We start from the raw sequence: 23,160 nt of genomic DNA, 5'->3' as shown, positions 1-23,160 counted from the left end.
GAAGTTCTTGTGGGAATCATTAGTTTTGCTCCAAAAAAAAAGCTGTCCAATGTAGGACAGCTTTTGGTGTAGCGTGATGTTGCTATTATTTGATCATTTCGAAACTTCTTTTTACAAAAGCAGTTAATGCTTCTCCTTTTAGTAAGTTTTGAGACAGTTTAGCTAAATCTAAGGCTTGTTTTACTAAGTGTTCTTGGTCTGCTTTGTCTTTGGTGTTCAGAATGGTTGTTGCTAATGGTGAATTTGTATTGACAACTAAGTTATACATTTCTGGCATATTGCCCATTCCAAACATTCCGCCACCGCCACCTGACTGGCTCATTTCTTTCATTCTACGCATGAATTCTGGTTGCGTGATGATGAACGGAGCTGACTGACTGTCCATGGCTTCTAGTTGTACGCTATAGTTTTCTTTTGGTACAATTGTTTCTACAACTGTTTTTAAACCTGTTTGTTCTTCTTCTGATAATTTAGAAATAGTAGTTTCGTCTTTCTTGATTAAATTATCGATATGATCTGAATCGACGCGTACAAAAGTTAAATCACTATTGTCTCCTTCAATTTTTTGGATTAAATGAGAAATAATTGGAGAATCTAGAAGTAAAACTTCGTATCCTTTTTCTTGTGCTATTTCGATATACGAATGTTGCGCTTCTTTATTTCCTGCATAGAGAACAACCAGCTTACCGTCTTTGTTTGTTTGCTTGTCTTTTAAGTTTTCTTTTAACTCTTCCAGTGTATAGAACTTATTGTCAACTGTAGGATATAAAACGAAAGCACTTGATTTTTCGTAGAATTTATCTTCAGAAAGCATTCCGTACTCTAAAACGATTTTGATATCGTTCCATTTTTTCTCAAAATCTTCACGGTTCTCTGTGAATAATGATTTCAATTTATCGGCAACTTTACGTGTGATATAGTTTGAAATTTTCTTAACAGCAGCATCTGCTTGCAATCCTGAACGAGATACGTTTAATGGAATGTCTGGAGAGTCAATAACTCCTTTAAGCATTGTTAAGAATTCAGGAACAATTCCTTCTACATTGTCAGTTACATAAACTTGATTTTGGTACAATTGAATTTTATCTTTCTGAATTTGTAAATCAGAACCCAATTTTGGGAAATACAAAATACCAGTTAAGTTAAACGGATAATCAACATTTAAATGAATATGAAATAACGGCTCTTCAAACTGTGATGGGTACAACTCATGATAGAAAGATTTGTAATCTGCATCAGATAATTCAGTTGGTTGTTTTGTCCAAGCTGGATTTGGATTATTGATGATGTTATCTACTTCAACAGTTTTAAAGACTTCGTCTTTGTCTTCTGCTTCAACAGATTCTCCCTTTTTTTGTTCGATTTTTTCAGATCTAGTTCCAAATTTAATTGGAATAGGCATGAACTTATTGTACTTATTTAGTAACTCTTTTATTTTAGACTCTTCTAAGAATTCTAATGAATCCTCAGCGATATGTAGAATAATTTCAGTTCCGCGTGTAGTTTTGTCAGCAGGTTCTAAAGTGAATTCTGGACTTCCGTCACAGGTCCAGTGTGCTGCTGGTTCGTCTTTGTATGATTTGGTAATGATTTCCACTTTTGCAGCTACCATAAAAGCAGAATAGAATCCAAGGCCAAAGTGACCGATAATCCCAGAATCTTTAGTAGAATCTTTGTATTTTTCAAGAAATTCTTCAGCACCAGAAAAAGCTAGTTGATTGATGTATTTCTCCACTTCATCAGATGTCATTCCTAACCCTTGATCAGTAATATGAAGTTTTTTACCTTCTTTGTCAATTTTAACTTCAATAATAGGATTGCCATATTCTACTTTGGCTTCGCCAATGTTGGTTAGGTGCTTTAATTTTAATGTAGCATCTGTACCATTCGAAATCAATTCACGCAAGAAAATTTCGTGGTCACTATAAAGGAACTTCTTTATTAAAGGGAAGATATTTTCTACCGAAACGTTTATTTTTCCAGTTGTCATATTTATATTTTTAAGGGTTTTACAATCTGATACAATTCTTTCAAATAGAATACCAATACTTATGCAGATGACAAATTGTCGCAACTGTTAATTTTGAAACAAAATTGTTGAATTTTGAAACCATAGCCATCAATTCCCTTCGTATATTTGTATAAGTTTAATATAAAACGATAGAACATGAAAAAAATATTTTTTTTAACTGCTATGGCTTTGGTGTTGTTTTCATGCAAAACGGCTTCAATCACGAACGCAAAGACAGACAGAAGCGCTCAAGTTGCTTTAAAAGGAAATTGGGTAATTAATTCAGTTACGTATCCAGGGTCAGAATATATCAAAGTAAACTCCTTCCAAATTGCGGATTCGCAATGTTTCGTAGGAAGTGCTTGGAAATTTGTTTCCAATAACAATAAAGGAACTATGGCTTTGACAAAATTCGATTGTCCTGCATTTAGTTCACCAATTACTTGGTATATAAATGCGAATGGAGAGTTCGTATTGAAAGTTTTGGATGCTGGTGAAAAGGCAAAAAAGGTTAGAGATGGTTATATATTGTATGTAGCTAATCAAACTGAAAGTTCATTTCAATTGATAGACAAGATTGAAGTAGGGGGAAAATTAACAGATGTAGTTTACCAATTTCAAAGAGCAAACTAATTTTACAATTAAATTAAAAAATATAATTATGAAAAAGATTTCTATAGCATTGGCTTTAATGATGATGTCCATGGGGACAGTATTCACAAGTTGTGAAGCTTTAAAAAACACGAATAATACACAAAGAGGAGCTGGAATTGGAGCAGCGAGTGGTGCTGTAATAGGAGCAATTCTTGGAAACAATCTTGGAAAAGGTGGAAAAGGTGCTATGGGAGCTGTTCTTGGCGGTGTCGTTGGTGGTGTTGCTGGTGGAGTTATTGGAAACAAAATGGATAAACAAGCCAGACAAATTGACGAAGTGCTTCCGGGAGCTGAGGTAAAACGTGTAGGTGAGGGGATTCAATTAGTGCTAAATGAAAATGCAGTACGTTTTGATACTAACAAATCTACTTTGACAGCCACTGCCAAAGCGAATTTGGATAAATTAGTTCCTGTGTTTTCAGAATATGCAGACACTGATATTACAATATTTGGATATACAGATAGCACTGGTCCTGCAGATTTTAACCTAAAGTTATCTGGAGAAAGAGCAGCTTCTGTTAGAAGTTATTTAGTAAGTAAAGGAGTATCTTCAAGCAGATTTAATGTTACTGGGTTAGGTATAGCCGATCCAATTGCATCAAATGAAACTGTAGAAGGAAGAAGCCAAAACCGTCGTGTTGAGTTTGCGATTACCGCAAATGATAAAATGAGGGAAGATGCTAAAACGGAAGCGGGAAACTAAAAGTATCGCTTGCTATACTATAATAAAAAGAAAGCCGTTCAAATTATTTGAACGGCTTTCTTTTTATTTTTTTTTAAATATTAATTAATTACTATCAAAAGTATATAATATTCCTGCTGCTGCGTTGTAGTTAGTTCCCGTAAATTTGCTAGCCCTTTTATTAGGAAGATCATAATCAATATCATATCGGTAGCTTTGTGCGATGTTAAATAACAGCGAAGCATCTAATGTTAGAGCTATGTTTCTGGATAGTTTATATTTAGGAGTAATCCCCATAATTACATTGACTATGTGGTCATTAATTTTTTTTGTTGAAATAGGCTTAGCAAGTGTGTATCCCAGACCGCTATGAATTAAGACGTTGATTCTGTCGTAATAACTTCGTTCATTAATTAAATTAGAAATGTTGCAGACTGCCTGTAAGCTTAATCTGTAAAGATCACTTCCTAGTTCTTTTCCTGTATTGTTAGTGCGGAATTTATCTAAACCAAAATCTAATTTTGCTCCTAATGTTGTGTTGGGGTCCATATAACCAAAGCCTACGCCAGTATGTGCTAAAGAGTGTGTCGTAGGGTAAATAGAACCGTTAAGTCCGTAGTTTACTTCAGCAAAATATTGTCCGTGACTGAGTTGAGTGAATGTTAAACAAATTGCTAGTGCAATGACAAATTTAAATTGAATAATCATTTTGTAATATTTTTTTTATAAATCAGATTTAAGCAATGATAACCAATTTTATGCGTTAAAAAAAACAACACTAAAATTTCAGATTTTTTTGTCTAAATATTTTTTTAAAAAAAGAGTACTTTACTAATTTCAATTTACATTTGTATAAAATATAATAATAATGCTTCAGGTTAAAAATATCTCTTTCGGTTATACCGAAAAAACAGTACTTCATAATATAGATTTCACGATAGAAAAAGGTCAGAATACTGCTATAATTGGTGAGAGTGGTTGCGGAAAAAGCACACTTTTAAAATTAATTTATGGCTTATATGATTTAGAAGAAGGGAATATAGTATGGAATGAAACGGAAGTGTTGGGGCCAAAATACAATTTGGTTCCCGGAATGTCCTTTGTCAAATATTTATCTCAGGATTTTGATCTTATGCCTTACATAACCGTTGCGGAGAATGTAGGTAAATTTCTTAGCAATGTTTTTCCTGATAAGAAAAAAGAACGAATCCAAGAACTCTTGGAAATTGTTGAAATGACGGAATATGCAGATGTTAAAGCTAAGTATTTAAGTGGCGGTCAACAGCAAAGAGTAGCTCTTGCTCGGGTATTGGCACTGGAGCCAGAAATCCTTTTGTTGGACGAACCTTTCAGTCATATTGACAATTACAGGAAAAATGCGCTTCGCCGTAATTTATTTAGTTATTTGAAATCAAAGGAAGTAACTGTTATTGTGGCTACGCATGACAGTACAGATGCACTTTCCTTTGCTGACGAAACTATTGTTTTGCAAAAAGGAAGAATTATTGACAAGGCAGATTCAGAAAGTTTATACAGTAATCCGATAAATAAATATGTAGCCTCGCTTTTTGGTGAGGTTAATGAACTAAGGTTGTCTCAGTTAGTGGCTGTAGATGGCGAGGACGAAATCCTTTTGTTGTATCCGCATCAATTGAAAGTGGTTGATAATGGTTTGATGGAAGTCGTTGTCAAACAATCTTATTTTAAAGGAAGTCATTATTTGATTAAAGCCGTTTTTGATCGTAAAGTAATTTTCTTTGAGCACGACAGTCCGTTAGAACTAAATCAAGAAGTTACGTTGATGATAGCGTAATGAAAAAGTAAAACCCCGAAACTGATAAAATTTCGGGGTTTTACTTTTAAGTTTAAAGTGAACTTAATTCTTTAAATATTTTTCTAAGAATTGATCCTGTTCCCATAAAAGGTGTAAAATATTTTCTTTGGCGGCATATCCATGAGCTTCTTTTGGTAAAATCACCATTCTGGCAGGTGCTCCTAATCCTTTTAAAGCTTGGAAATAACGCTCCGTCTGTAAGGTGAAAGTTCCAGGGTTATTGTCGGCCTCACCATGAACTAGTAATAATGGGGTTTTCATTTTGTCAGCATTCATAAATGGCGACATTGTATTGTAAACTTCTGGCACTTCCCAGTAATTACGTTGTTCTGACTGAAAACCAAATGGAGTTAAAGTCCTGTTATATGCGCCACTTCTTGCAATTCCGCAGGCAAAAAGTTTAGAATGTGTCAATAGGTTAGCAACCATAAATGCACCGTAAGAATGGCCACCTATAGCGACTTTTTCCTTATTGATATATCCTAAAGCATCTACGGCATTAATTGCTGCTTCAGCATTGTCGACTAATTGAGTGATAAAATCGTCATTTGGTTCTGTTTTTCCTTCTCCAATAATAGGGAAAGAAGCATCATCTAGAACTACATATCCTTTAGTTACCCAATAAACAAATGAACCATAATATGGAAATGTAAAACTATTTGGGTTTTGATCGCTTTGTCCTGCTGAATTCTTGTCTTTAAATTCTGATGGATATGCCCAAATTAATAAAGGTAATTTTTCTTTTTTAGCCTTATTATAACCAGCAGGTAAATACAAAGTTCCAGATAATTCTACTCCATCTTTTCTTTTGTATTTAATAACCTCTTTGCTCACATTTTTGATGCTTTCAAATGGGTTTTGGAAGTTGGTAATTGCCGTTAGCTTATTTTTTTGTTTGATGTTTCTGAAATAATAATTGGGATACTCACTTTTAGATTGTATTTGTACCAAAACTTCCCCTTTTTTGAAATCTTCAATAGATAATAGATCTTCTTTTTTACTAGTGTCTGTAGACGTATAAAGACGGGTTGGTTTTAATGTTTTTAAACTTAACTCATCAATAAAAGGGAATTGTCCTTCTTTAGTGAATCCATCACCGATTAAAAATAAATTGTTGTTTTCAATAGCTAATACACGTTTCCCATATTGGTTTTTGATGGTTTCAAAATTACCGGGATCAGAATAGATATCTTGAGAATTTCTATCTGAAATCACCTTTGGAGTTTGACTTGCATCAGATGGGTTGAATATATACGTTTTTGTGTTTCTTGTGTCATACCATTGGTCAAATGCCACAGCAGTAGTTTCATTTCCCCACATAACACCGCCATAGCGTTGCTTGGTTTTCATTACTGATGTTGGAGCAGTTGTAAATGGAGCATCCCATTGTGAGATTGCATCTCTAAAATCGACTTTGTTTTCAGGATTGCCTTCGTCTAAGGCTTCCACAAAATACAGAGTGGCTGGTTTGTCATTTCTCCAGTTCATGTTTCTTTTTCCGGTGCGGACTGCCATGAAGCCTTTTGGCATAATTTCGAATAAAGGAACTTCATTAACTGTTTTTATAGCAGTACCACTCTTGTCGTAAACTATAGTTTTTGAAGGAAAACGATTTAATGGTACTACGTAAGAAAATGGTTTTTGAATGGTAGAAATCATTAAGTAGTTTCCGTCTGGTGAGAAATCTTCTCCAGCATACATATCAGCATTTTTAAATAATGATGCTGCCCCGTTGATATTTACTTTGTATAACTCGGCAGTAATACTATTTTCAAAATTCGTCTCATCAGTTTTGTTTTTTAATAAATCCTGATAGGTTCTGTTTTGTGATTTTGAGCCATCAGCATTAGAAATAATTGGACCTAAGGGTAAATCTTTTTTTGCATCTAATAAAGCAGCTCTATTTTTAGGCAGCATTTTTACTAATATGTTTTCATTGTCATTGAACCAGCTAAATGGATTGCCAAGGTTAGCATTGACATTTGCTTCTGTCAGCTTTGTCGCTTTAGCGGTAGCAACATCAACAACCCAAAGTTCTACTCCTGTATTTGTGGTATGGGAGAAAGCTATTTTTTTTTCATTGGGTGACCAACTGATATTAGTAATTCGAGGATTAGTTGGCAAGCCACTCACTTGTATCTCTGTGGTGCCTTTTATTTTGCGTATTTTGATGTTGTTAGTATAGGTTATTGTGCTAGAGATGTTAGTAATCGGGTTGATTCTTAAACCACCTAAACGCAATTCTTCTTGATTTAAATCGTCTAATGTTTTATAGGTATTTCTATAAGTTAAAAGCATGTATTCTTTTTTAGTATCCATAGATACTGAAGGTGCTCGTTCATAATCAGCTAAATCTAATATTGATTTAGATGGTTTCTGATACGTCAGATTTTCTTGCGCTACAGCATTTAAGCCTATACACAGAAAAAATAGAATGCCTATTTTTAGTTTCATAATTGGGGTTATTTTTTGTTAGTACAAACCTAATTTTATTATTTGTCTGCTAAAGTATTATCTTGTTACAGTTGGAGTAATTTTTTTAGAGGATAAATCCTAGCCCTGATAGCAGTGGAAATCCTTTTCTGTTTTTTTTCTTTTAAAAAATAGAAAAGATTGAAACGAATAGCAGGATTTAGCTCCTGAAAATTATAAATTGCTATTTGCTAAAAAATTAGTAATTTGTGAGTCAATATTTTAAAGTATTTCTAAATTTGCAATCTTATTTTAATAAAACAACAATATGTACCATTCAAAAATAGCAGGATTAGGATATTATGTTCCTTCCAATGTTGTGACTAATGATGATTTATCGAAAATTATCGATACTAATGACGAGTGGATTCAAGAAAGAACGGGAATTCAGGAGCGAAGACACATTATACCTGGCGAAGATACAACGACTTCAATGGGAGTGAAAGCGGCTGAAATCGCGATAGAGCGGGCCGGTGTTGCCAAAGAAGACATTGATTTTGTGGTTTTTGCCACATTAAGCCCCGATTACTATTTTCCTGGGCCCGGAGTTCTAGTGCAACGTGATTTGGGATTAAAAACTGTTGGTGCATTAGATGTCAGAAATCAATGTTCTGGTTTTATCTACGCTTTGTCAGTAGCTGATCAATATATTAAAACGGGCATGTATAAAAATGTTTTGGTAATTGGTTCTGAAGTACATTCAGCTGGTTTGGATATGACTTCTCGCGGACGTGGAGTTTCTGTTATCTTTGGAGATGGAGCTGGAGCGGCTGTCTTAAGCAGAGAAGAAGATTTGACAAAAGGAATTCTTTCAACGCACTTACATTCAGAGGGGCAACATGCCGAAGAATTGATTGTAAAAGCGCCAGGAATGGGAGGCCGTTGGGTAACTGACATCCTTGCAGATAATGATCCTAATGATGAAAGTTATTTTCCTTACATGAATGGACAGTTTGTATTTAAAAATGCAGTAGTTCGTTTTGCAGAAGTTATAAATGAAGGGCTACAGGCCAATGATTTGCAAGTATCGGATATTGATATGTTGATTCCGCACCAAGCTAATTTAAGAATTTCTCAATTTATTCAGAAGAAATTTGGTTTAAATGATGATCAGGTTTTTAACAACATTCAGAAATACGGGAATACTACTGCAGCTTCCATTCCGATTGCCTTAACTGAGGCATGGGAATTGGGTAAGATAAAAACTGGAGATACAGTTGTTCTGGCAGCCTTTGGTAGTGGATTCACTTGGGGAAGTGCTATAATTAAATGGTAAAATCATATTTTTTTTAGTCCACAAACAAGCTGTTTATTTTATATAAAAAACCCGGAGTTGGCATACTCCGGGTTTTTTTGGGTAACAAATTATCTAAACTAATTCTTATAAAAGTCCACCACCACCTTGGGTTTCATTTTTGTCTCTTTGTTTTCTTTGGATAGCTTTATTTTTTCCGCTTCCAAAACGGTAATTGAATCCTAAATAGACGGATTGACTTTCCCAATTGAATTGTCCGTTTGATTTATATGGTCGATCACCTGCAAAAGCAAAATGCATAGAGTTAAAAATATCGCTGAATCGTGCGCTTATTGTTCCGCTTCCTTTTAAGATATTGTAACTGCTTCCAACATCCATTTTCCACATTGCTTCTCGGTTGAACTGCAGGCTTAAGTCACGCCCTCTGTACATACCAAATAATTGGAAACGAAGGTCTTTTGTGGCTTTGAAAGTATTGTTTATGCGAGTATTAAATGTACTTGCGTTAACTTCTACAAATTCATATATGCCAGGAGAGCTTTCAATAGTTCCTTTTACTTTTTTCTGATAAGCATCTACACTTACGTTAGCGCTCCACCATTTTTTAAAATCTAAATTACCAGAGACCTCAATTCCATAAGCATTGTTGTTATTGAAATTGTCAAAAGATAGGATTTGCTTGTTTGGATTCTCAGGATTTGTAAAGATAACTCTAGTGATTTCGTCTTCTATTCTTCTATAAAAAATTCCTGAAGTAATAGATCCTATTTTCGTTTTTCTAGTGTAATTTATTTCATATGAATTCGTAAACTGTGGAATAAGATCTGGATTTCCTTGAGAATCTAATGTCGCAGTACTCCATTCTCTAATAGGATTTACTTGCCCAATACTTGGTCTGTCTACTCTTCTTGAGAAACTTAGATTAAATGAATTATTATCACTTGGGTTATAAGTCAAGAATGTTGAAGGATATACGTTTAATAAGTCATCTTTAAATGATCCATCTGCTTTCGATACTTCTTTAAATAAGGCTTCAATATTGTATTGTTCTACACGTGCTCCAGCTTGAAAACTCCATTTTTTCCATTGCTTTCCTAAAGTGGCGTAAGCCGATGATATTCTTCTGTCGTAGTTGAAATTTGAATTTGGGCTACTATCTCTAAGTAAACTATTATCTGTTGTTTCATTTCTATGTTCTAATCCTAATTCTGATTTTATCGTTTCTGATAGAGGATTTACATAGTCAAGATTTATAATTGTGTTTTTACCAATAGTTTCTACATCATTTGTAAAAGTACTGTTCAAGGCTGCTGTATCTCTGTTGTAATTAGAATAAATGGCGTTTTCTGGCCCGTCATTTTTATTGTAATTCATTTCTAATTCTAAACTATGTCCTTCTTTTTTAAATTTAACTTTATAATCGAAATTGTAAGTTTGTGAATGCTCATCATTTCTGTTTTCGAATAGTTGCAGCAGATCTGTATTGGAGGTGTTGTTTAGGTAGTCTACATCTGTGGTCGCTTTACCATTTCCTTTAAAGAAACTTTGATTAGTATAGAATGACAAAGTGTTTTTATCATTGATAGTGAAATCGAAACCTACTTTTGCTAAATGAGAAGTATTATTGTTTATAAATGAGAAGATTTGATTGTTTTCCTTAGTAACTTCTTCACTTTTTATAAATCCATTATTAGATTGTTTTCCAGTATTTAAACCATAATTCCCATAGAAATTAAATTTACCACTTCTGTAATTTAAGTCAAATGAAGAATTTAGTTTTGGTGTTTTTCCAAAAGTAACACCATTATTAATGCTACCATTAAAACCAATTTTACTGTTTTTATTTAAAACAATATTAATAATACCACTCATTCCTTCGGGGTTGTATTTTGCAGATGGATTAGTGATTAACTCAATTTGTTTAATTGAAGAGGAAGGTATTTGTTGTAATAATTGGGAAGCGTCAATGTTGGAAGGTTTTCCGTCAATTAAAACTCGTACGTTTGAATTCCCTCTTAAACTAATAGCGTTTGTTTGTGGATCAACACTAACAGAAGGAATGTTATTCATGATTTCCCCCGCTGTTGCTCCGGCAGAAATTAGGTCTTTCCCTACATTGATAATCTTCCTGTCAATTTTTTGCTCGATTGTTGATTTCTCACTGATAATATCAACGCCTTTAAGTTGTATTGCATCTTCTTCGATGGTAATGGTCTTCAAGTCGACATTTTTATTGTCAGCGGACAATGTAATAGATTGTGTTGCGGTTTTGTAACCCATAAACTGTATTTCAACAGTATAATTTTTTAAGTCTAGATTTTTGATGTAAAAAATCCCTTTGTCAGAAGTAATTCCTCCAGTAATAAATTTGTTCGCTTCCTTTACAATGACATTTACGTAGGGAAGTGGTTCATTACTTTTTTTATCTACAACTTTTCCCGTTATGCTTCCAGGACTTTCAAGAGGTGATGGTTTAACCGAAGTTTGGCCTTGCATCGAAAACATCGTTCCGAACAGGCAGATTAAAATTAATTTGATTTTCATGATTGTGATTTTTGATTGAATATTTGATTGATGATGCAAAGGTATTGTATTTATCTCAATAGTGTGTATAGCATAGTACTATTTTTAATAAATTATACTTTTGAAGATATCTAATAGACTATCAGCTCTTCATTTTGTTACATTTTTTTTCGGTTTTTTATATAAAAAAAGACTTTCGGTAAGGAAAGTCTTGAGTTGAAAGAGATTTTAAGGATTATCTTTTTAAAGAAAAATGAAATCGATGTTCTTTCGCAATTCCACTTTCAACGTAAGATATATAAAACCAGTAATCATCTGCGGGTAGCGGATAACCATTAAATGTTCCATCCCAACCAGCACCCTGTGGAAACAGTTGTTTTAATAATTTTCCGTACCTATCGTAAATATATAGCTTTAGGTTATCTTGATTTGGCAGTTCTGTAACATTCCAAGTATCGTTAAAGCCATCCCCATTTGGCGTAAAAAACTTAGGGGCGTTTATAAGTTGTATAGAAATTGGTACTGAAGACCCACAACCGTTAGCATCGCTTACACTTATCTCATGGATACCAGAAGTTACATTTGTGAATGTATTACTCGTTTGAGGAAAATTCCCATCTATTGAGTATAGGAAATTACTTCCATCACCTGTAGTTGGAACCGCATTTACAATTATGGTTTGATTATCGGAAAACCAGCCTTCGGTAGTATACGTTATTGTTAAAGGGGGAAATATTTCAACAACGGTAAATGGAACCGGATCTGATGAGCAACCAATTATGGAGAGGTCTGTTACAGTTAAACTATAGTTTCCGGCTATGTTTGTTGAAAAATCACTGGCAACTCCTAGCAGGGTTCCGTCTTCAGACTTCCACTCAAACGCATATTGAGTAGCTGTATAATTAGTTGTGTTGTAAGAATTAGTTAAGTTTCCGGTACTAAAATCATGACAAATAGGCGAGCTGGTGATAATAGGATCTGGCTTTGGTGTGATTGTAATTTCTATTGGTTTTTCATCATAACATACTTTTGTGGTAGCTGTCCCAGTTTGTGCATAGGCATATATGGTTGATGAGGTAGTTATTAGGTCACCTGGAAATTTTTCTACATTGCTTGGAGTTGGGCCGCCTGCTTGTGTAAAGTATCGGGTAACGGGGGCTACTAAAGCTGGGAGGGTATATGAATCACATCTTAGTATCGGAGCGTATGCAGTGACAACTGGTGTGTTGTAGATTGTTACTGTAAAAGGATCTTCATCAGAACATGAAACTCTACTATTGTCTTCCGCGTAAACAAATAAAGTTGTCGTACTTGTTATTGGTGCGTATGGAGAAGATAATTTTACTCCCGTACCATTAGGACCTCCAGATTCAGTATAATAATCACCAAGGCCTACAATAGGTGCTAAGTTGTAGGAGTCACAATTATATTGATCTTCAATAGGATTAACTTTAGTTACATATATATCTATGCTGTATTCTCGTACACAAGTGTTTGGTGCAGCAGCAGCAGCGTACATGTATATTTTTTTTGATTCTGTGATTAGTGAGCCAGCAGGTAGAATAGGATTTGTAGCAGAGGGGCCTCCTGCAAATTCGTAATATTCACCGTTGACTAAGTTATCTAAAATAAAATTATCGCCGCATTTTATAACTTCTATAGGTCTTGCATCAATTGCCGGTGAAGGATTAACCGTAATCAAAAAGCTATCTTCTACATAACAAGTCCCTACTGCAGCTTTATCATAAAAATACATTGTTTGAGTTTTGGTAACTGGATAGCCGACAGCGAGCTTAGTTCCAGTTCCTAATGGTCCAGTAAAATAATCGCCACTGTGAGCCACTGCTGGAAGAAAATAAACATCGCATTGTGGTAAAGTATCCTGAAATAGTGGTAGTGGGGCTATGTTGACAGTAATGGTAAATTGTAAGTTATCTGTACAGTTTTCGCCAGGGACATAAAACCATAAAGTTGTGCTAGCATTGATTAATGTTCTCGGAGGAACTACGTTACCACCGCCTGCAGGGGCAGTTCTGTATTCTCCAATGTTTAAAGTTGGTAGAGTGTAAGCAGAGCAGGAACTAACATCAGATGGAGGATTGATATTTGCGACACCTATGTATACGGTAAATGTTTTTTGGGAGGTGCAATTTACCGGGGTTGTTACGGATTCTTTATATACAAATATGGGAGTGTTAGTTGTGATAATCGTCCCAGGAGCAAGAATAGGTAATCCTTTATTGGTTCCTGAATAATAAATAGCTCCATTAGGATCAGCTGGCAAAGTGTAAGAGTTGCAAGCAAATTGATCTGAATAATTAGGTAATGATGTGAACGGAATTATGTTTATGGTAAATAAACTCTCTTTTGTACAAGACGGAGTTACCGTAGTGTCTTCAAACCAAATGTAAACCGTATTAGGTCCGGCCGTATTTATTATAGTTCCGGCTGCTAACTCTACGTTACCAGTTGTATTAGAGCCTCCGCTTTGAGTGAAATATTTTGCATACGGCAGCGACGGCAGTTTGTATTGTGAACAGTATGAAGCCGAGTTTGGGGAGATTGCATTCAAATCGGCCACTGTGATTAAAAAAGAATCTTGATTTGTGCAGGTTCCTGATTGATTGAAAACATAGAGCGTAGTTGTTGTACTAATACTATTTCCAGCAAAAAGTGGCGTACCCGTCCCGTTTGAACCCGTCCAATATTGTGCTCCTGTTTGAGTCAATGCGGGCAATGTATAGGCCGAACATACATATACATCTGGTAGTATGTCTACTGGTGGCAAAGGAGTTACAATTAGTTCTATACTTACCGTAATGTAGCAACCTATATTAGAAATATTTTGAATTCTGGCCCATATGGTTCGACTCGCAGATAGGACTATATTGCTACTATTTACAGCTAAAACAGCAGTATTGTCATTTGCTCCAGCTAGGGTTGAATGAAAAGTAATGATATTATATGCAGGGTCCTGCGACCCTAGAATAGAATTTCTTGTATTGGTTAGGTTAAAATTAGATTTTGGTGGATTTTCAGAGGTGTTTCTCGCACATAAAGTAATGTTGCTAGGGCTAGTCGCGATTGTTGGACCATTGACAATTTGTAATTGGAAAGGACGTATTTCAAAACAACTAGTGTTGGGATTTTCAATTCTGGCATAAATAGTTTTACCATTTTCAGCTGTTGAAATGGTGTGAGGGCTCGAAATCATATTTACATTAGCTACAGCATCTCCATTGTTTATGTAGTAGGTTATGATTGTTCCTGCTGCTAAGTCATCTAAAGCTCCTGTAGTTGTAGTGGCTTGGTTTTTTCCTGCCAGAAGTATTGCAGTATTTTTTCCTAAATCAAAATCATAGTTTGATGCTCCGGAGTTACAGGCATAAATGGCAGGTACGGTTGTCATTACTCCAATTTCAGGATAAATTTCAATCGTAATGTTATCCGTTACTGCACTACAGCCTGGCTCAATATAAGTTACGCTGTAATTATGTATTCCGGAACTAATAAGCGGTAGAACGATATTTAGGTCTAATGTAGATCCCGTTTGTGTGGGCGAAAATACATTTCCTTCCTTTTTCCATTCAAAAGTAGTCCCCGGACTTAAGCCCGACGCAGTTAATGTTGGTAATATTTCTGAAGGACATATCGCTCGATTAGTGGCAGCAGTATAGTCTAGTCCTAATACATCTTGTCCAATATTAAAACTATTAGCTTCTAGAAATATGGCTGAGTCGTATCCTGTATTATTACTACCGTCTGCAATCACTAATTTGATTCTGTAAGTATGTGTGATATCTAGCCCTGCTGCCGAAACAATCATTTCTACAGTTTGACCATTAAAATTGATTGCTGGACCAAAACCGCTGGTATTATATGCTCCAAAATAATTAGGGTTTGCTGACGGACAATTTGAGTTATAGGTGTTGTCCCGAATGGTTTCTACGGAAACTGGAATATTAGTATTAGGAATAACTGCAATATTTATATTTGCTCCTCCCGCGGTTACATCTTTTAATAAAAAGGCAAATGCATCTGAAAAATTACATTGTGATGTACCATATTCCTCTGAAGCAAATAAGAAGGAAAAATTAAAGTTGGGTGTTTTGGGTTGAAAATCAAATTCAATGTAAGTTGCATTAATAGAATTAATAGAGATTCCTGATTGCGATAAAAGATTGTTTTCTAAATCAGTATCACCAGTCCAGGAATTATTTCCATCACTTAGAATAGTGTTGTTTGGTGCAACTGCTTTGGCAACATCTCCTGTAGATAATAGCACACCACTTGCAAAGGGGAAATTTGTATTGGTGTTTTCAAAGTAACCAATACTATTTGTTGAACCAAATTGTGAACCTGATTTAAAGTTTATATTCGAGGTATTTACACATGGTGAATTAATCAATATTTGATTAACTAGTTCATCCGTGGTATATAAGTTTGTATTGACAGTTATAGATTGGGAAAAAGAGGAAAAAAAAACGATCAACATTCCAAAAATTAAGATCTTTTTCATGTGTATAGATTTTATATGATAAACAAAAATACCATTTATAAAACGAATATTTTAACATTTAGTATTTTTTGTAATTACTTAATTTGCAATATACTAAAAGTAGTGTTTTTAGCTGTTTTATCATTTAAAAACGATTAGATTTTTTTTTGTATCCATATTAAGGAATTAGAATTATCTTTGCACGCTTAAAACCTTTACAAAATGACATTATCCCAAATTCTTACGCCATCAATCGAAAAAGCTATTAAAGCTTTGTTTGACATTGCTATTGACAAAGTTGAATTTCAGTCCACTCGGAAGGAATTTGAGGGGGATATTACCATGGTTATTTTTCCTTTATTGAAAGTTGTAAAGAGCAATCCCGTAGAATTAGGGAATAAAATCGGGAATTATCTAGTTGAAAATGTAGCGGAAGTAGGAAGATTCAATGTGGTGTCTGGTTTCTTGAATATTGTGATTTCAGATGAGTACTATTTGAATTTCTTCAATGAAATTAGAGACGATCTGAAATTTGGGTTTGTTACACCAAATCCTGACGATAAAGCAGTGATGGTTGAATATTCCTCACCAAACACAAATAAACCACTGCATTTAGGTCACGTTCGTAATAATCTTTTGGGTTATTCTGTAGCGGAGATTATCAAAGCTTCTGGTAAAAAGGTGTATAAAACTCAAATTATAAACGATAGGGGAATTCATATTTGTAAATCAATGCTGGCTTGGCAGAAATTTGGAAATGGTGAAACTCCAGAATCAACAGGATTAAAAGGAGATAAATTAGTTGGTAACTATTATGTGGCTTTTGATAAAGCCTATAAAGTAGAGATAGCTGAGTTGATGAGCGAAGGAAAAACGGAGGAAGAAGCTAAAAAGCAATCGCCAATAATCTTAAAAGCACAAGAGATGCTTTTAAAATGGGAAGCGGGTGACGAAGAAGTGATTTCACTGTGGAAAAAAATGAATCAATGGGTTTATGATGGTTTTGCTATCTCTTATAAAAATCTAGGGGTTGATTTTGATTGTTATTACTATGAAAGTAATACTTATTTGCTAGGGAAAGATGTAGTTCAAATTGGACTTGAAAAAGGAATTTTCGAAAAAGACCCTGATGGATCCGTTTGGATCGATTTGACTGATGAAGGCTTAGATCGTAAAATTGTATTGCGTTCTGATGGAACCGCAGTCTATATGACACAAGACATCGGTACTGCCATTCAGCGTGTAAAAGATTATCCAGATGTGGGAGGAATGGTTTATACTGTTGGTAACGAGCAAGATTATCACTTTAAGGTCTTGTTTTTGATTCTGAAAAAACTTGGTTTCGATTGGTCCAGAAACCTTTTTCATTTATCGTATGGAATGGTTGATTTACCTTCTGGAAAAATGAAAAGCCGCGAGGGAACTGTTGTTGATGCAGATGACTTGATGCAAGAAATGACGGAAACAGCACAAAAAATCGCAGAGGATTTAGGTAAATTAGATACTTATTCTGCTGAAGAAAAAGCAAAGCTATACAATACAATAGGTCTCGGAGCTTTGAAATATTATATTTTGAAGGTAGATCCTAAAAAACGAATCCTTTTCAATCCTGAAGAGTCAGTAGATTTTGCTGGGAATACTGGTCCTTTTATACAATATACTTATGCGAGAATTCAATCGATAATTCGTAAAGCTAATTTTGATTTTTCAGGTAAATCGGAGATCCTTACGTTACATGAAAAAGAGAAAGAGTTATTGAAACAGTTGGAATTATTTCCAGAGGTAATACAGAATGCGGCTCAAAATCACAGCCCTGCGTTATTGGCGAATTATACCTATGATTTAGTTCGCGAGTACAATTCATTTTATCAAACTGTCCCTATATTAGGATCAGAAGTAGAAAACGATAAAATATTCAGGGTTCAATTGTCCAAAAAAGTGGCAGATACCATTGCTTCTTCTTTTAAACTTCTAGGGATTAATGTTCCGGAAAGAATGTAAAAAATAAACTTAAGACATAAGAAACGACCTCCATTTGGGGTCGTTTTTTTTGTTAAAAGAGGTGGGGTTAAATTTAAATCTGCTGGTCTACACTTTTTGTAATTTGGTGGAGTTAGGTTTTTTACTTTTCTGTTCTGTAAGAAAGGTTCCCTATGAAGTTTTTCAGATGTAATGAATGACATGCGCCGTAATAGCAGGTGTTAACTTTTTTTTAATAATTTTTCTCAAAAGTTGTAATATAAAGCCAGATTTTCCGTTATTATATCACGAACAAATAGATAATGACATTATGAAAAAGATACTGATTTTAGCTTTACTTGTCATTATGATAAGTTCGTGTACAGATAATTCGTCCACATCCAAAAACGGGAACGTTACCTTAAAAGCATCTGCGGTCTCGACTTCAGGTTTAACTTCTTCTAGTTCGCGTATGGCGTCAACAATAGTTATTACTGATTTTAAGATTAATATAGGGAACATTAAATTTGAAACTGATGAAGATGACGATAGGTATAATGAAGAGCCTAGCCATGAAGATGTCAAATTAACGGGGCCTTTTTTATTAGATTTATTGGATGCAAATAAAACACTGAGTCAAACGATTGCTTCTTTGGTTACTCCAAATGCCAAATATGAAGAAATAAAAATTAAGTTCGAAACGGGCATTGAGGTTGGTGATATGTTTGGAAAAAGTATTTTAATTAAAGGCACTATTGACGGGAAGGAATTTGTTTTTTGGAGTGATAAAGATGTTGAGTTAGAATTAGATTTTAATGAACCATCTAAAGATTTTACTGTCAACAGCAACGATGTCTCACTTAATATTAAAATACAGTTGGATGCCCTTATAGCTAAATTTGTCTCTCTAGCCAGTCAAAATCTATTATTAGATACAGATGGTGACGGTCTTATCGAAATTACTACTAACAATGATGATGGGCATCATGATATTGGAGAGTCAATAAGAGACTTATTGGAGCAGCAAATACATTTAGACGACAAGTATTGACCAAAATTGGAACTAAAATTATTAAAAATGAGGCTGTCTTAAAAAGATGGCCTCTTTTTGTATGTAATAGTATTTAAACTTCAAAATCAAATGCTTAAATTTGCAATTCAATAAATAAAAAATCATGTTCGATAATTTAAGCGATAAACTAGACAAAGCCTTTCATATACTTAAAGGGCACGGGAAAATAACTGAGGTAAACGTAGCCGAAACTTTGAAAGAAGTTCGTCGTGCTTTACTTGATGCCGATGTGAATTTCAAAATTGCCAAGGACTTTACCACTAGGGTGAAAGAGAAAGCGCTTGGACAAGACGTTTTAACTACACTTCAACCAGGACAATTGTTGGTGAAGTTAGTGAAAGATGAGCTTACCGAATTAATGGGAGGTGATGTTGCAGGAATTAATCTTTCAGGTGCACCAACAGTTATTTTGATGTCAGGTTTACAAGGTTCTGGAAAAACAACTTTCTCTGGAAAATTGGCTAATTATCTGCAAACAAAAAAGAATAAAAAACCTTTATTAGTTGCCTGTGATATCTATCGTCCGGCGGCAATACAACAATTATACGTTGTTGGAGATTCGATAGGCGTTGAGGTATACTCAGAGCCAGAAAATAAAAATCCTGTTGAAATTGCTCAAAATGCAATTAAACATGCCAAAGCGAATGGTTTCAATGTTGTGATTGTCGATACAGCGGGTCGTTTGGCTGTTGATAAAGAGATGATGGATGAGATTGCTCGTGTTCATAAAGCAATTGAACCTCAAGAAACTTTATTTGTTGTGGATGCTATGACAGGTCAAGATGCAGTGAATACTGCTAAAGCTTTTAATGATATATTAAATTTTGACGGGGTAATCCTTACTAAGTTAGATGGTGATACTCGTGGTGGGGCTGCATTATCTATTAAAACGGTAGTTAACAAACCAATTAAGTTTGTAGGTACTGGAGAAAAAATGGAGGCTATTGACGTGTTCTATCCTATACGTATGGCTGAACGTATCCTAGGAATGGGAGATGTTGTGTCTTTGGTGGAAAGAGCTCAAGAGCAGTTTGATGAAGATGAAGCTAGAAAAATCCAAAGAAAAATTGCTAAAAATGAATTTGGTTTTGACGATTTCTTGTCTCAAATTCAGCAAGTGAAGAAAATGGGTAACATGAAAGATTTGGTCGGAATGATACCAGGTGCTTCAAAGGCGATGAAAGACGTAGAGATTGAAGATGATGCTTTCAAGCATATTGAAGCTATTATTCATTCGATGACTCCAATCGAAAGAACAAAACCATCGGTTATAGATGTAAAAAGAAAGGCTAGAATTGCTAAAGGTTCTGGAACAAAAATAGAGCAAGTCAATCAACTGATGAAACAGTTTGAGCAAATGAGCAAGATGATGAAAATGATGCAGGGACCAGGAGGGAAGAACCTTATGAAAATGATGGGAGGAATGAAAGGAATGCCAGGCGGAATGCAAGGATAAAATATACTTAAGGTTTAAAGTTTCCTGTTAATGGATATTTTAAACCTTATTTTTTTATATAATAAACAACTACTAAACCTTAAAGTGTCTGAATTTTAGATTCTTTTAAATAATTTGAATAAAATGCAACTACTAGACGGAAAAAAAACAGCAGAAGATATCAAAAGCGAAATCGCTGTTGAGGTTCAAAAGATAAAAGCTGATGGAGGGAAAGTTCCACATTTGGCTGCAGTAATTGTAGGGAACGACGGGGCAAGTCTGACTTATGTGGGAAGCAAGGTGAGATCTTGTCAACAAATAGGTTTTGAGTCTACCTTAGTTAGTATGCCTGATACGATTAGCGAAGATGAATTATTGAGTAAAATCAAAGAACTAAATGAAGATGACAATCTGGATGGTTTTATTGTTCAGTTGCCTTTGCCAAAACATATAGACGAGCAAAAGATTTTGATGGCTATTGATCCAAATAAGGATGTCGATGGTTTTCATCCTGCTAATTTTGGAAAAATGGCTTTAGAAATGGAAACGTTTTTACCGGCAACTCCTTTTGGGATAATGCAATTATTAGAGCGTTATAAAGTAGAAACATCAGGTAAGCATACCGTAGTTATTGGAAGAAGCCATATTGTAGGCCGACCAATGAGTATCTTGATGAGTCGCAAAGGATATCCTGGTGACTCAACGGTAACGCTAACTCATAGTAGAACCAAAAACATTGAGGAGTTTACAAAAAATGCTGATATCATTATTACCGCTTTGGGTGTTCCAAATTATTTAAAAGCAGATATGGTAAAAGATGGTGTAGTAATTATTGATGTTGGAATTACTCGTGTTCCAGATGATTCAAATGCTAAGGGGTATGTTATTACTGGAGATGTTGATTTTGAAAATGTAAGTAAAAAATCCTCTTTTATAACTCCAGTACCAGGAGGAGTTGGACCAATGACCATTGCAATGTTGTTAAAAAATACGCTGTTGGCAAGGGAAATGAGAATCGCCAAAAATAACTAAAAATACACAAGCCTATCTCACCACGGATAGGCTTTTATCATTATGAGAAATACACAAGCAACGGAATTTAAGGCTGTTCATGAATTTCTAGACTATCTTCCTGCTGACGAACTGGAAATAGTTGTATTTCTTCGTCAAATCATTTTGGAATGTATGCCGGACTGTAAAGAGAAATTAGCTTATAATGTTCCTTTTTACTATCGTCATTCTCGAATTTGCTTTATATGGCCCGCCACAATTCCTTGGGAGAAAATCTCAAAAGGTGTTGCCATAGGTTTTTGCAAAGGGGATTCTCTTTTAGACGAAACTTTCGTAAGTGCAAAATTCACTTTCAACTCTGTCAAAGAAATTGATGTCGCTTTTGTAAAACAAAAAATTCAGGAAGCTATACTGATTGACGAGAAAATCGTCAAAGCAAGAAGACGAAAAATACAATAATTAGGAATCTCCTCTTTTTTAAACCTAGAGTCATCCGTTTTGACGAACTCGTTTGTCCTTTTTTATAGGTTGTGTTTTGGTAAGCTCGTTTCTCCCATTCTAATCGAATATTCGAAAATTTATTTAAGTTTTAAGATGCTAATAGAGTAAGTTGGGTTCTACTTAATCATCTATGACATTAAAAATATCTTAAAATTTCGGCGAATTTATTTCCAGTAAAAAATAATGGATACTTTTGCAGCACTTAAAAAAGAGAATTATATAATGGACGATTATTATTCGGAGATGTTAACCTAATTATAGCACTTGATACTATTTCAAAATGTTATATATAAACCTATAGAATTTTGAAATGAGAGCTTTTTACACAAACAATAACGGATTAATTGCTACTGACAAATGGTCGGAAAACTGCTGGATAAATATTGAATGTCCTACCGAACTAGAAAAAAAATACTTACTAGAAGAACTTCAAATTCCGGAAGCATTTTATAATGACATTGAAGATATTGATGAAAGGCCTCGTATCGAGATTGAGAATGGTTGGACTTTGATCATCATGCGCATTCCTGTAAAAAGTAATGATGTGAAGTTACCTTTTCATACGATCCCAGTAGGTGTAGTTTTTAAAGGAGAAGTTTGTGTCACTTTAAGCTTTCATGAAACTGAAATATTGACCGACTTTGTTAGTTATACCAAAAAAAAGCGAATTGATATTAAAGATAATTTTGATTTAGTACTTAGGTTGCTATTGTCATCTAGCGTTTGGTATCTTAAGTATTTGAAACAGGTCAATCAAAAAATCAGATTGGCTGAAGATAATTTAGAGAAATCAATAAAAAACGAAGAATTGCAAGCTTTGCTGCAAATAGAAAAGTGTTTGGTGTTTTTTATGACTTCCTTAAAAGGGAATGACATATTACTTCATAGAATAAAAAATATAAAATCGCAAAGGGTGCATTTTGATTTAGATCTGTTAGAAGATGTGGAAATTGAATTGCGCCAAGCTCAAGAAACTACAAATATTTATAGCGATATTTTAACGGGAACAATGGATGCTTACGCTTCCGTTATTTCTAATAATATGAACAACATAATGAAACAGATGACTTCTATTTCCATTATTTTGATGATTCCCACTGTAATAGCTAGTTTCTATGGTATGAATGTGCCAAACGATTTGCAGAATAATCCATTTGGATTGTGGATTATCATTTTAATCTCGATTTTATTATCCGTATTTGGAGTCTTTTTATTCAAAAAAAGAAGATGGTTTTGATCACAAAAAGCCCGTG

At 34.5% G+C, this 23,160-nt stretch carries 15 protein-coding genes; 10 read left to right on the top strand and 5 right to left on the bottom strand.

All coding sequences use genetic code 11. From position 1 onward, the window contains the following. Positions 1 to 85: 85 nt before the first annotated feature. Positions 86 to 1,990, bottom strand: coding sequence for a molecular chaperone HtpG (gene htpG, locus HJ01_RS01100; RefSeq protein WP_007136404.1), 1,905 nt, complete (start codon positions 1,988 to 1,990; stop codon positions 86 to 88). A 177-nt stretch (positions 1,991 to 2,167) separates the two neighbouring features. Here htpG and HJ01_RS01095 point away from each other — a divergent pair, with 177 nt between their 5' ends. Further along, on the top strand, positions 2,168 to 2,644 hold the full coding sequence (locus HJ01_RS01095; protein ID WP_007136403.1) for a lipocalin family protein: 477 nt from the start codon (positions 2,168 to 2,170) through the stop codon (positions 2,642 to 2,644). Positions 2,645 to 2,672: 28 nt separating this feature from the next. Continuing rightward, on the top strand, positions 2,673 to 3,368 hold the full coding sequence (locus HJ01_RS01090; protein WP_007136402.1) for an OmpA family protein: 696 nt from the start codon (positions 2,673 to 2,675) through the stop codon (positions 3,366 to 3,368). Between the two features lie 84 nt (positions 3,369 to 3,452). Here HJ01_RS01090 and HJ01_RS01085 read toward each other — a convergent pair whose 3' ends face one another. Next, the gene (locus HJ01_RS01085; protein WP_007136401.1) at positions 3,453 to 4,055 is read right to left on the bottom strand and encodes a hypothetical protein; all 603 of its coding nucleotides are present in this window, start codon (positions 4,053 to 4,055) and stop codon (positions 3,453 to 3,455) included. Between the two features lie 160 nt (positions 4,056 to 4,215). Here HJ01_RS01085 and HJ01_RS01080 point away from each other — a divergent pair, with 160 nt between their 5' ends. Continuing rightward, positions 4,216 to 5,160, top strand: coding sequence for an ABC transporter ATP-binding protein (locus tag HJ01_RS01080; protein WP_007136400.1), 945 nt, complete (start codon positions 4,216 to 4,218; stop codon positions 5,158 to 5,160). A gap of 63 nt (positions 5,161 to 5,223) precedes the next feature. On the opposite strand, the gene HJ01_RS01075 is transcribed toward HJ01_RS01080, so the two are convergent. Next, positions 5,224 to 7,635 (bottom strand): alpha/beta hydrolase family protein, encoded by a 2,412-nt coding sequence (locus HJ01_RS01075; RefSeq protein WP_007136399.1) that lies wholly within the window; start codon positions 7,633 to 7,635, stop codon positions 5,224 to 5,226. Positions 7,636 to 7,921: 286 nt separating this feature from the next. Here HJ01_RS01075 and HJ01_RS01070 point away from each other — a divergent pair, with 286 nt between their 5' ends. Next, positions 7,922 to 8,929: a 3-oxoacyl-ACP synthase III family protein gene (locus HJ01_RS01070; protein WP_007136398.1), complete on the top strand. Its 1,008-nt coding sequence runs from the start codon at positions 7,922 to 7,924 to the stop codon at positions 8,927 to 8,929. A 105-nt stretch (positions 8,930 to 9,034) separates the two neighbouring features. Here the strand turns inward: HJ01_RS01070 and HJ01_RS01065 are convergent, their stop codons facing one another. Further along, on the bottom strand, positions 9,035 to 11,452 hold the full coding sequence (locus tag HJ01_RS01065; protein ID WP_007136397.1) for a TonB-dependent receptor domain-containing protein: 2,418 nt from the start codon (positions 11,450 to 11,452) through the stop codon (positions 9,035 to 9,037). Positions 11,453 to 11,666: 214 nt separating this feature from the next. Continuing rightward, on the bottom strand, positions 11,667 to 15,950 hold the full coding sequence (locus HJ01_RS01060; RefSeq protein WP_007136396.1) for a T9SS type B sorting domain-containing protein: 4,284 nt from the start codon (positions 15,948 to 15,950) through the stop codon (positions 11,667 to 11,669). Positions 15,951 to 16,151: 201 nt separating this feature from the next. Here HJ01_RS01060 and argS point away from each other — a divergent pair, with 201 nt between their 5' ends. From argS to HJ01_RS01030, 6 genes are all read left to right on the top strand, one after another. Beyond that, positions 16,152 to 17,930, top strand: a complete 1,779-nt coding sequence (gene argS / locus HJ01_RS01055) for an arginine--tRNA ligase (RefSeq protein WP_007136394.1) — start codon at positions 16,152 to 16,154, stop codon at positions 17,928 to 17,930. 289 nt (positions 17,931 to 18,219) lie between these two features. After that, positions 18,220 to 18,939, top strand: coding sequence for a hypothetical protein (locus HJ01_RS01050; RefSeq protein ID WP_238531055.1), 720 nt, complete (start codon positions 18,220 to 18,222; stop codon positions 18,937 to 18,939). A gap of 124 nt (positions 18,940 to 19,063) precedes the next feature. Next, complete coding sequence (gene ffh, locus HJ01_RS01045; RefSeq protein ID WP_007136392.1) at positions 19,064 to 20,416, top strand: signal recognition particle protein; 1,353 nt, start codon at positions 19,064 to 19,066, stop codon at positions 20,414 to 20,416. Positions 20,417 to 20,539: 123 nt separating this feature from the next. Continuing rightward, complete coding sequence (locus HJ01_RS01040; protein WP_040473573.1) at positions 20,540 to 21,427, top strand: bifunctional 5,10-methylenetetrahydrofolate dehydrogenase/5,10-methenyltetrahydrofolate cyclohydrolase; 888 nt, start codon at positions 20,540 to 20,542, stop codon at positions 21,425 to 21,427. Positions 21,428 to 21,469: 42 nt separating this feature from the next. Then, positions 21,470 to 21,865: a DUF1801 domain-containing protein gene (locus tag HJ01_RS01035; RefSeq protein WP_007136390.1), complete on the top strand. Its 396-nt coding sequence runs from the start codon at positions 21,470 to 21,472 to the stop codon at positions 21,863 to 21,865. 352 nt (positions 21,866 to 22,217) lie between these two features. Further along, positions 22,218 to 23,144: a magnesium transporter CorA family protein gene (locus HJ01_RS01030; protein ID WP_007136389.1), complete on the top strand. Its 927-nt coding sequence runs from the start codon at positions 22,218 to 22,220 to the stop codon at positions 23,142 to 23,144. Positions 23,145 to 23,160 lie beyond the last annotated feature (16 nt).

The sequence above is a fragment of the Flavobacterium frigoris PS1 genome, assembly GCF_000252125.1.
Taxonomy (GTDB): domain Bacteria; phylum Bacteroidota; class Bacteroidia; order Flavobacteriales; family Flavobacteriaceae; genus Flavobacterium; species Flavobacterium frigoris_A.
Note: the sequence above shows the minus strand (reverse complement) of the source record. Positions and strands in the feature narration are given on the sequence as shown.